Source organism: Pseudoalteromonas sp. SWYJ118 (assembly GCF_015864505.1).
Taxonomy (GTDB): Bacteria; Pseudomonadota; Gammaproteobacteria; order Enterobacterales; family Alteromonadaceae; genus Pseudoalteromonas; species Pseudoalteromonas arctica.
On record NZ_JADYXC010000007.1, the window covers coordinates 173,329 to 184,494 of the forward strand.

General features: G+C 37.6%; 8 protein-coding genes and 2 rRNA genes. 3 read left to right on the top strand and 7 right to left on the bottom strand.

Annotated elements, in window-relative coordinates:
• Positions 1-38: 38 nt before the first annotated feature.
• The 3 genes from I6F48_RS09515 to I6F48_RS09525 are packed head-to-tail and all read left to right on the top strand — an operon-like array spanning position 39 to position 3,059.
• Positions 39-713 carry a response regulator transcription factor gene (locus tag I6F48_RS09515; protein ID WP_007377292.1) on the top strand — a complete coding sequence of 225 codons (675 nt, stop codon included), beginning with the start codon at positions 39-41 and terminating at the stop codon, positions 711-713.
• Entirely contained in the window at positions 694-2,130 is a 1,437-nt protein-coding gene (locus tag I6F48_RS09520) for a sensor histidine kinase (protein ID WP_165741078.1), read from the top strand. Before I6F48_RS09515 ends, I6F48_RS09520 begins: the two co-directional genes overlap by 20 nt.
• Positions 2,131-2,180: 50 nt before the next feature.
• Positions 2,181-3,059, top strand: coding sequence for a TraB/GumN family protein (locus I6F48_RS09525; RefSeq protein WP_197119303.1), 879 nt, complete (start codon positions 2,181-2,183; stop codon positions 3,057-3,059).
• Positions 3,060-3,106: 47 nt separating this feature from the next.
• Here I6F48_RS09525 and I6F48_RS09530 read toward each other — a convergent pair whose 3' ends face one another.
• The 7 genes from I6F48_RS09530 to I6F48_RS09560 all read right to left on the bottom strand — a co-directional run.
• Positions 3,107-4,516 (bottom strand): ATP-binding cassette domain-containing protein, encoded by a 1,410-nt coding sequence (locus tag I6F48_RS09530; protein ID WP_197119304.1) that lies wholly within the window; start codon positions 4,514-4,516, stop codon positions 3,107-3,109.
• Positions 4,517-4,908: 392 nt separating this feature from the next.
• Positions 4,909-6,636, bottom strand: a complete 1,728-nt coding sequence (locus tag I6F48_RS09535) for a response regulator (protein WP_165728078.1) — start codon at positions 6,634-6,636, stop codon at positions 4,909-4,911.
• A 123-nt stretch (positions 6,637-6,759) separates the two neighbouring features.
• On the bottom strand, positions 6,760-9,093 hold the full coding sequence (locus I6F48_RS09540; protein ID WP_197119305.1) for a fatty acid cis/trans isomerase: 2,334 nt from the start codon (positions 9,091-9,093) through the stop codon (positions 6,760-6,762).
• Positions 9,090-9,452, bottom strand: coding sequence for a hypothetical protein (locus tag I6F48_RS09545; protein WP_165728076.1), 363 nt, complete (start codon positions 9,450-9,452; stop codon positions 9,090-9,092). Before I6F48_RS09545 ends, I6F48_RS09540 begins: the two co-directional genes overlap by 4 nt.
• A gap of 86 nt (positions 9,453-9,538) precedes the next feature.
• Entirely contained in the window at positions 9,539-10,333 is a 795-nt protein-coding gene (locus tag I6F48_RS09550; RefSeq protein ID WP_165728075.1) for a VOC family protein, read from the bottom strand.
• A gap of 486 nt (positions 10,334-10,819) precedes the next feature.
• Positions 10,820-10,934, bottom strand: a 5S ribosomal RNA gene (gene rrf, locus I6F48_RS09555).
• 149 nt (positions 10,935-11,083) lie between these two features.
• Positions 11,084-11,166, bottom strand: a 23S ribosomal RNA gene (locus I6F48_RS09560); the annotation flags it as partial.

Here is an 11,166-nt window from a genome sequence, read left to right on the forward strand (position 1 = left end):
GTTAAAGTAACAAGGCTATTTTTATAAACCGAGTAAACATGAAAATCCTCGTTATTGAAGACTCTGAAGCACTAAGACGCAGCTTGCAAGTTGGCCTTAGCAACCTTGGTTTTACCGTAGATGAAACTGGTGATGGCTCAGAAGGGTTGAGTATGGCACTGAGTGGAAACTACGACCTCCTCGTACTTGATTTAATGCTACCGAGCGTTGATGGCATGAGTATTTTACAAGCACTGCGCAGCAGTAATAGCCAAAGCCGTGTGCTAATTTTATCGGCACGAAGTGAGCCTCAAGATAAAATTAACGGCCTTATGAAAGGCGCTGACGATTATTTAACTAAGCCATTTTCGTTTGAAGAACTCCATGCTCGCGTCCTTGCATTACTTCGTCGTGGTTCACTGCAAAACCAACAAAATACCCTTACCGTAGGTGATTGCGTATTAGATCTGTCACTTAAAACTCTTCACTACAAGCAACATGCCATTGAGCTCACGCGTAATGAATACAAAATAATAGAATGCTTATTTAACGCCCCAGAGCGAGTATTGGGACTTGAGCTTATAAGTGAAGCGGTGGTAGGGCAGTTTGATATGCTCTCTAAAAATGCGCTTGAAGCACACATCTCAACCATACGTAAAAAAGTAAGACAGTTTGATGGCGAGCTCCCGATAAAAAATAAACGTGGATTTGGTTATGTCGCAACAACAAAATAAAAATCACTCAATAAAACGTAAACTCGTTAATAATATTAGCGCTGTGATCTCTGTTATTTTATTCACCATATTTTTAACCGTTGATCTAAGTGTTGATACTTGGGTGGAAGATCAGTTCAATCAGTCTCTAACTAACAAAGCTAACTACTTAAAAACCTTAGTTGAGGATGACAACAACGTAGTTGAATTTGATTTTGCTGGTGAGTTTATGTCGGAGTATGAAGCAGCCGATGCCACGGAGTTTTACCAATTATGGCATGGCCGTGATGTGTTTGAGCGCTCGGACTCATTAGAGCTTTATGAAAATGCTAACCTACCTTTTTTAGAAATGCCGATAAACGAATCTAAAATTATAGATTACGAGCTTCCTAACGGGCGTGATGGCCGCGCACTTATAAGTCACTTTGTAGCCCAAAAAGACGATAGAAACCCCACTCACTCTGCTGTTTTTAATACCATGACTCTTGCGATTGCAGCGCCGACAGCCGAACTTAATAAAGTACTGATTATTATTGATGTGGTCTTTATTTTAACCTGTGTACTTGGTGTGTTTGGTGTGCGCTATTTAGTGACACGTATTGTAAATAAAGGTCTGCACCCGCTACACAACTTAAACGACCAAATTAAGTTACTCGATATTACCGGTGTTGCGCAAACAATAGAAAGCGACTTTAAAGTAGAAGAAATAGAACCTATACGTAACGAGCTAAATAAGTTTATTACCGTTAATCAGCAACTCTATAGTAATGAAAAACGCCTAACAAGCGACATTGCACACGAGCTTAAAACCCCAATAGCTGAACTAATAAGCCTCTCAGAAGTGGCTATTCGCTACCCTGACGATAGACGCATTAGCGACACTTATACCAGTGATGTGCTTAATATTTCACAGCGTATGAAAACGATTGTTAGCAACCTATTACTGTTGCAGCGCTCAAGTAGCAGTGCAATGCAATTAAATGCACAAAATATCATTCTAAATAACCTAGTAAATCAAATTGTTGATGAGCTGACCTTTAAGCACCCAACTATTAAAGCGCGTTTAAATAATGAGATAACTGACGAGTTTACACTTAATGCTGACGAATTTAGTTTAAATACCATTTTATGTAACTTAATCGATAACGCACTATTTTATGGACTCCCTGAGGCACCAATTAAATTAACTGCCGTAAATAACAGCACAAACATGACCATCTCTGTTAGTAACAAAGTAAATAAACCACTAAGTAGTGAACAGCTCACTGCTATTTTTGACCCGCTCTATCAGCTAGATTCATCTAGAACTAATAACCAGCGCCATGGTTTAGGATTATCAATTGTACAGAGCTTATGTAACTTAAATGGCTTTACTATCACGGCCAGTAATACCGAAAGCAATACGTTAACGTTTATATTAACGTTACCTCTGAAGTAAATTTAGGTTAGTATTTACACTACTAACCTTCGAGATTTTAAGGACAAACCATGAATGCTCTTACCCGTATTAGCCACTTTTTTATTGTGGCATTGCTTATAACATTTAGCCTTAACAGCTATGCAGCTCCCGCCTTATATAAAATAGAAAAAAATGGCGTCAGCTCTTACTTATTTGGCACTGTACACGTTGGTGATGCCAGCATGAAAGGCTTACCTAAAAATGTAACCGATGCAATTAGCGCAAGCAAAGAAGTCATTGTTGAAGTTGATATAAGCAAACTTACACCACTTGAAATGCAACAGCGCTCAATGCCATTTATGATGCTAAGTGACGGTAAAACATTACAAACTGAGCTTTCAAAGCAAAATTATACCAAGCTAAAAAATTACTTTGCTAAAAAGTCGATTGATATTGCTATGTTTAATGGCTTAAAGCCTTGGGCTGTTATGGTGACTATGATGCAAATTGAATTTCAAAATGCAGGATATTCAGATAAAACCGGCATAGACAAGCAAGTGCTTAGTTATGCTAAAGAGCATAATATTAAAATTGGCGAGCTTGAAACCCTAGAGCAACAACTGCAAATGTTTGATGGCATGGCGCTATTAAGCAATGAAATGATTGAAGAAACCTTTGAGCAACTCAGCGATATTAATACTTACTTTATCAAATTAGTTAATGCCTGGAAAAACGGGGATATGGATACACTAACCGATTACTACAACATGAATTTTGATGACAGTAATTATGGTGAAATTAGCGAGCAAGTAATGCTAACTAACCGCAATAATAATTGGGTTAAACAACTCACACCGCGTTTAGCAAACGAGCAACTATTTATTGCCGTAGGCGCTCTGCATTTACCTGAAAAACACGGGTTACTTAAACAGCTACGAGATAAAGGCTTTAGCGTTACTCGTCTTTAAAATAAAAATGGGTTGAGTGAATTTTCGCTCAACCTTTCTCTGAGCTTTTAATTAAAGTCTTCCATTTTTAAGTAATTCTCTATTCCTTTAATTTTGTCTGCCGCATGATGATTTACATAAATCACAGTACTTGTATTAGCAGCACAAATTTTCTCTATTAGTAGCAGTACACGTTGCCTGTTTGCTTCATCTAATCCTAAGCAAGGTTCATCTAAAATAAGTAACGTTGGATGCTTTACCATAGCTCGTACAATTAAAAGCATACGTTGATCGCCGTACGAAAGCTGGGTGAATGAGGTGTTTTGCTTGTCACTTAAACCAATAAATGCCAGCCACTGTTGAGCAATATTAACTTGTGCGTCGCTCGGCTTTTGATATAAACCTATGCTGTCATAAAAACCAGATATAACAGTATTTAAAGCCGATATACTTACGCGATAATCCATATGTAGCGCGTTAGATATAAAACCAATATGCTGTTTTATATCCCAAATACTCTCCCCGGTTCCGCGTTTAAAACCGAACACTTCAATGTCATTGTTATAACACTGTGGGTTATCACCTGTTATTAAATTTAATAGGCATGTTTTACCTGAACCGTTCGCTCCAGTAAGCTGCCAATGCTGATGCTTTTTTATAGTCCAATTGAGATTTTTGAATATGCTTACGTCACTATAACTAACTTTAGCATTACTCAATTTAACTAAGGTATTACCAGTGAATGTCTTTTGCTCTTGTTCGGTATCAGGAGATGGCACATCCAATGAAGTATGACCTAAATGAAGTAGTTTTAGTAAGTCACTTAATTGCTCACTACTTGGCTTTGCTAAAGTATGTAACAAGCAGCCTTGGTTTACATAACCATAGTGAGTAATGAATGAAGGCATTTCGTCTAAGCGGTTTAGCACAAAAACAAAAGTAATCGTGTGGCTAAGCTCTATGAGTATTTTATTAAGTTGCTGGCAAGATTGTACGTCGAGTCCATCAAATGGCTCGTCAAGTACGACTAACTCACTATGGGAGCTGAGTGCTTTTATAAGTAGGAGTTTACGAGTTTCACCCGTTGAAAGGTCTCTAAAATGCCTATTTAGTAATGAGCTAAATTTAAATAATTCTATTAGCTGCGCTAATAACTCATCATTATTACTATGCCCTGTAAAAATAAGGTCTTTAACGAGGGAGTGCTTTTCATGCTCTAATTCTTGAGCTAGTAACTGTTTATGCGAATCTGAAGACACGAGCATAAGCTTATTAATACTACTTATACGCTTACCACTTTCGCACTTAGCTTCACCAACTAACGCAGCTGTCAGTGCAGATTTACCGGCTCCATTAGCACCTAGAAGCAGCCAATGTTCTCCTAGATTCACTTGCCAATCTAGGTTGCATATGTCGTAACGACTTTTGCCTTGCCCTTGTAAGTAACCATTAAATTGCTCAAGCGTAATTGACTGCACTAACTTTTCCTAATAAACCTTAAAACAGCAAGTTAACGCATATTAAAAGAGCTTAGCAAGCTTGTTATCTGCAAAATTAATTTATTTCACTAGGGCGTGTTGATCTTTGTGGATTGAAATTTGTTCAATCTAGGGGCGATTAAATCGCGGCGCGAGGTTTGTAACCTAGTGGGCTAAGTAAAAACCGAGTAAAGCTTCCGCGTCCTGCTCACGCCCCTTACCTACATCCATGTAGGCAACAAAGAGTTAATCGTCCCTAGAAAGAACCCAATGGGCAGCGCATGTTTGGTATTTATGCTGCGTTATCGCCTATTTATGGGGAATAACCACACTACATAGGCTCTGCCTTGCCTAAAAACCAAACAGTCTGCTGCAAATTCAACTACCAAAGATCAACACGCCCTAGCAACGCTAATACTATTTAATGCGTCTTTAATTGCTTGCTGGCTTATTGGCTTATGAATATGGAGGTTAGCTCCATATTCATAAACTCGCTCTATATCATTTTGTGAAGTATTTGCTGTTATAACAATAATTGGCATTACTTTATTAAGATCAGAGCGTATTTTTTTAATCGCCTCAAACCCATCCATTACTGGCATATTTAAGTCCATAAAAACAATATCGTATTGATTTTCACTCACCATATCGCACGCGACTTTGCCGTTTTCAGCGCAATCATAGCTTAAACCTAATAAGCTAAGTATGCGGGTCAGTAATATAGTATTTAATGGATTATCTTCAACGACTAAACACTTTAGTTTGTCATTTATTTTACGAGGGTTTGGGAGAGCTTTACTGGCAATTATTGGTAAGTGCAAAGATACCAGCGCCCCATGGGCTTCATTATTTTTGAAGGTAATTTCACCGTGCAACGCCTTTACAACATACTGAACCCGAGTGAGACCTGTTCTTAATCCTTGAAAATGGTTTGTTTGTTTAAATGAGTCAAATTCAAGATCAGTAATCTCTTTCGAAAAACCACAACCAGTATCACTTACAGTGACACAAAGTTCATTATTAAAAAGCTTTGCAGAGACAGTAATTTCACCCTCTGTCGTAAACTTAATAGCGTTACTGATTAATTCTGTAAGCGTATGCTGCAAACGTTGATGATCCAATTTACATACACAATTTAATGATTCATCTAAACAACTAACTAGTTTTAGGCCTTTTTGCTGACAAGCATGCTCGTAAGCCATTAGTACTTTATTACACGACTCTAGAAGGTTTTCATTTTTAAATTGCGGTACCCACTTACCTGTACTTAAAGCTTGCAAGTCCTGCAGTTCATCTAATATGGCTATTAACCTAAGTGCACAGTAATTAGCTTGGGTTTTAACGCTTTGCTGCGTATCAGAAACCTTTAACTCCTCAATAGACGTAATAAGACCCTGTAAAGGAGTTCTAAATTCGTGACTTGCTCTGGCAATAAAATGCTCTTTATTTTGACTCACTTGTTGAGCGAACTCTTTTTGCTTTTGGTATTTAGACAATGCGTTACCTATTTCTTTTTCCATTGGCATAAATACAAACCTTAACTCTACAAGTAGTAAAAACATCGCCATAAGCCAAAATAATAATTCAAGGTTAGATACCCAGTTCAATTTTTGGACAGCTTGCTCTTCAAATAAATTCACTGCATGATCTAGTTGCTTTAATAGCTCTTCAACCTCAGTTACAGAGAATATACGCTTATCTACTTGGCCTTGTTGATAAAGCAAATTTTCCGCTTGCTGGATATATGTTGCAACTTGGGAATCTAGTTTATGAGGAGCTAACGTATATAGCTTAATAAGCTTAGGTGTAAGGTACTGATACTCTCCATTAGCATTTTTTGAAAGTAAGTAATTATGAGTTTTTTTGAATGATACGACTGATGTCTTTAACGCTTTAGTATGCTCAGAAATATTTGTTGCCGATAATAATAACTCATTACTATGCCAAGCTATTTTTTGAGAAAGCATTCTCTGCTTACCAGCCATATTTATTATTTTTGCGTCATATTTTTGCACCGAAAAATAATACTGCATAAGTGATGCTGATGTGCTTATTAATAGTGCTATTGCTATTAATGCCCATCGGTAACGAGTACGGATATTCGCGACAACTTTAAACATACTAAGCCCTGTTTTTGTTTTAAGTGTAGCTCAATTTTTTAGAACTAATAAGCAGCTTAAATAATGATTATTAAATAAAAAAGCCCAACTAAAAAGTTGGGCTAATAAAATAAAACTATTTAACTATCTATTTTCTAAACGGTTATAGTCGAACATTCCATATTCTATCCCACGATATTTTTTAGCTGTATCGTGCAATATATCGCTGTATTGCCAAAACTGTGGATGAGTACGTCGTATACCAAACTTAGATTTCAATGCACCATAATCAGCTTCTATTTGCATCATAGGCAATTGCTCGGCAAAAGCATTTACTTGCTGCTCGTTATTTAAATACCAAATAGCTGCTGGATAATCTCCGATAAACCCAGGAACAATAGTCGCAGTATCTTCATCATAAGCACGTTGGCCATCTTCGTTTAATAAACTAGATATATTGTAGTGCGCATTATGATGAATAATAGTGTAGCCCTTATGGCTATTATCTTCTTGCTTTACAAGTATAAAAGAAAGCTGAGGTAATAAGTTAACCGCTTTTGCTGGCATTTCACTTATTACATTTAACGGCTTTGCCACTTCAGTGTAGTTGTATTTTTCACTTAAAACTGACGCTAAGGCTTCTTTCATCAAGGTATATAGTTCATGCTGTGGATCATCAGTTTCATAGTTAATACCACTGGGCTGGCTAAATTCTCGGTTACTTTTAAAGAACTTAGATAAGTCAGGTGGTGAATTACGATACCACTGCTTTTTAATTTGATTACGCTTGTGCTCAGGTAATAGAGCTAAAAAGTTTTGCTCTCCCTCTAAACGTAAAAAATCCATATATAAACGTGTAACCAATTGATGGCCTATATTTCCGTATACATCAAAGCCTGCCACAAGCAAATAATGAATACGTTCAAATAACGCATAATCAAGTATCCACGTGGTTTTAGGCTCTTGACCAATAAAACCTTTAACAACAGTTGCACTATCAAAATGGCGGAAAATAGTCAGTGCAGCATTTTTATTATGCCCATCACCTTTCCAAAGCAAGTCAGTTGTAAGATGCTCGCCACCTTTGAACATTTCGTTTGCAAGCTCAACTTTTGCCTGTAAATATTTTTTCTCACGAACTGAATATTTAACCCAGCTAGAAATAGGTAACGCATTACTTTCCTCTGCGGCAGGAAGTTCTAGAGCTTCTTCATGTTGCATTAGCATTTCCCCTACAGCAGGAGTCGCAACCTTATCAGGATCAGCAAATGCCACCCAAAAGTGATCATTTATAACATTTAAAGCAATCTGACCACGACAAACAGGCCCTTTTATAAAGCCCATAATAATTAACTCTGCTTCATCAAGCATAAATTGATATTTAGAATTAATAGGAATAACTTCAAAAGTTTTAAATGGGTTAGATGCTGACTTAGGCTCATAACTCGGCATTTGCGTAACTGTATAATCTGGCGCAATAAACTGCTCGTACAAACGCAGTAATTTAGTTTCATTAAGCTCAAGTGGTAAATGCGTTTTAGAAAGTATGGTTGTACGCTCTTGCATAAAACGATAATAAACACGGCTAACTTTAGGGTCATCGTATGGACGACGCGTATTAATTAACTTTATTTCCTCACCAGGAGGCGTACTTGAGCGAACTAGTTTAAAAAAGCTTTGTGGGTTCTCTGACGTAAAATAAATATGTGCTAAAAACCAATGTTCATAAATATAACGTGCTGATAACTGATACTTTAAGTTATCTTGATTTAAAAATGCTTCCCAGCCCTTTATTTTATTCTGATCATACTTACTTGGTGGCTCAATATGTGACATTTTACCGCCATTTTTAAGCCAGTTCTGTAAATGATTAAACTCTTCGCGCGAAACCCCAGGTAAACCATAAGGCATACCGCCATGAGGTTGCTCGTCAGCTAATCGGTCAAACTCCCCCATTGTTGCACAGGTTTGCGAACGCCCTAATGAAAAATCAAATTCATCATCTAGCACTTCATTAGCTGGCAGTTCATAGCTTTGCTTTAACACTAAACTATTAAATAAAACACTTCCCGCTAAGTTTGCTTCTTCACTTTGTACGCGCTCATTTAGCACTGGCGTAAAGTTTTTTTCTCGCCATTGCTGTGTATTGGTTGCATCAAACAATAAACGGCTTGGGGTCGTTGCCAATAAACGAGTTCCATCGTAAACGAGCTCTTTACTCAAACCTCGATCAATACCTTCAGGGGATGAGAGCTTAAGCTGGCAAGGTGCATCGTAACAACCATGGCAAACGACGCAGCGGGTATCGAGTACTGGTTTTACGTTTTGTAAAAAATCAGCTCCAGCAAGGGTAGAATGTGGAACGATACGTTCTTGCGCTTGTTCAGGGCCAAATAAATCATCGTAATGAGCATTACCTAAGTAAGCACAACCACTAAGGATAATTAATACAAATGTACTTATTATTATTTTTTTCATTCGTCCTCGTCACCTAAATCGAAGGTAGGCATCATATCCATTTGAGGGGAAACGAATGTTTTTTGACCTTCAGTATTCAAAACAATACTTAAAAGAGGCCCATGCGTTAATGTTATCTGCGCATCATGCTCTTGCTCTAATATACTTAAATACAGAGAATCAGTTATAAGCAACTCATAACCGCTAACGGTAATAGCTACACTACTATCTTCACTTGGATTTTGGCAAATTTGAGCAAGTAACTCATCATCAAGTCCAATTGATATTTCAAAATCAGGCTGCTCTAAATCTCTATTACTTAATGATTCATCTAATAGAAATAAAGGAAGGGTTAAATTGCTATTTTGTTCAAATTCCATTGCGTTCTCTGCACTTTCTGACGATTTAATTGGCGAGTATTATAACAAACTAGCGAGTAAATTAACGCTAAAGCTAATGTAACTGTTTAAACGTCATCTATAACAGATTCGATCACCGAAAATACACCACCTTGAGGATCGCATATAACACTAAAACGACCAACATCGGGGATATCTGTTGCAGGAACACATACTTGTCCACCTAAGCTAGCGGCTTTATTTACTGCCGTATCGCAGCTCTCTACTGCAAAATAAATCATCCAATGAGCAGGAATATCTTCAGGCCAGTCGCTTGTCATCTCAAGCATACCGGCAATTGGCTGTCCATCAACCAAAAATAAAGTGTAGTTCATACCTTCCATTGGCTTTATTTCACTTTCCCAGCCTAGTAAAGCACAGTAAAAATCTCTACTTACTTTACTATTTCTGGTTGCTAACTCATGCCAATAAGGCGTGTTTAATTCACCTAAGTACTTACAACCTTTATGCTCATTGCCTTGCCATAGTGCAACAGTGGCACCTACAGGATCTTTTAGCATCAACATTCGTCCTGCATTCATAACATCATGAGGACCGGCAATAACTTCAGCACCTAGTTCTTTAGCTTTTAGCGCACAATCATCAACATTGTCGACGGCAATGTAAGCCAACCAATGACTTGGGATCCCTTCACTAATTTGCTCTTTAGGCATTTCATACATAGCGGCTATATCACCACCTTGCTTTTGTAGCATGGTGTAATATATGTCCTCCCCAATAGGTTGATCGTCATACCCCCAATCAAATAATGATGTATAAAACGCCTTACCATCTTTCCAATTATGCGTACAAAGTTCTGACCAACAAAAAATGCCATGTGGATGATTATCAATTTCACTCATTATTAAACCCTTATTATTCTATTTTTATCTAAACGAGCTCTGTCACATTTTATAAACTACATAATTGAACAGATCATAAATTGAGATTAGAGCAATAACTAAGCGGAGTCGATAAAAGAAGGGCAAGAATTCGTTATTCAGTTGTTTCATATATGAGATTTTTAACGCAGTTAGCGTCAGATTTAATCCCTCAAATTGATTAAATATTATTGCTGATCGATATAAATGATTTACTAAGAAGTCCTTCGCTCTAGAGGAATCCCTAAATCACTTTTTTGCAGACGTAAAAAAGCCCGAATCATTAGATTCAGACGCTCTACAATATAAAGTCGGTACGCTACGCAGTATATCAGCGTCGGGAGTCGCTGCACTCGCCCGCCCTACGAGCTAGGTGTTGATGTGAGTGTGTGTTAATTGCGCGCATTTCACTTTTCTACAGACGTAAAAAAGCCCGAATCGTTAGATTCGGGCTTTCTACAATTTGAAGCCTGGTAATGTCCTACTTTCACATAGCAAATGCTACACTATCATCGGCGCTGTTTCGTTTCACTACTGAGTTCGGCATGGAATCAGGTGGGTCCAAAACGCTATTGTCACCAAGCAAATTTGGGCGTTAATTCGTATCGCTACAAATTAACTGAATTTGGAAAATATCTGATAATATTTTTTAAGTCTTTTCAGTAATATCTACTTTAGTCATATTAACTTCTTAGCTTGTTTCACTATCACATAAAACGCGTTTGGCGTTGTATGGTTAAGCCTCACGGGTAATTAGTACAAGTTAGCTTAATGGCTCACACCACTTCCACATCTTGCCTATCAACGTTGTAGTC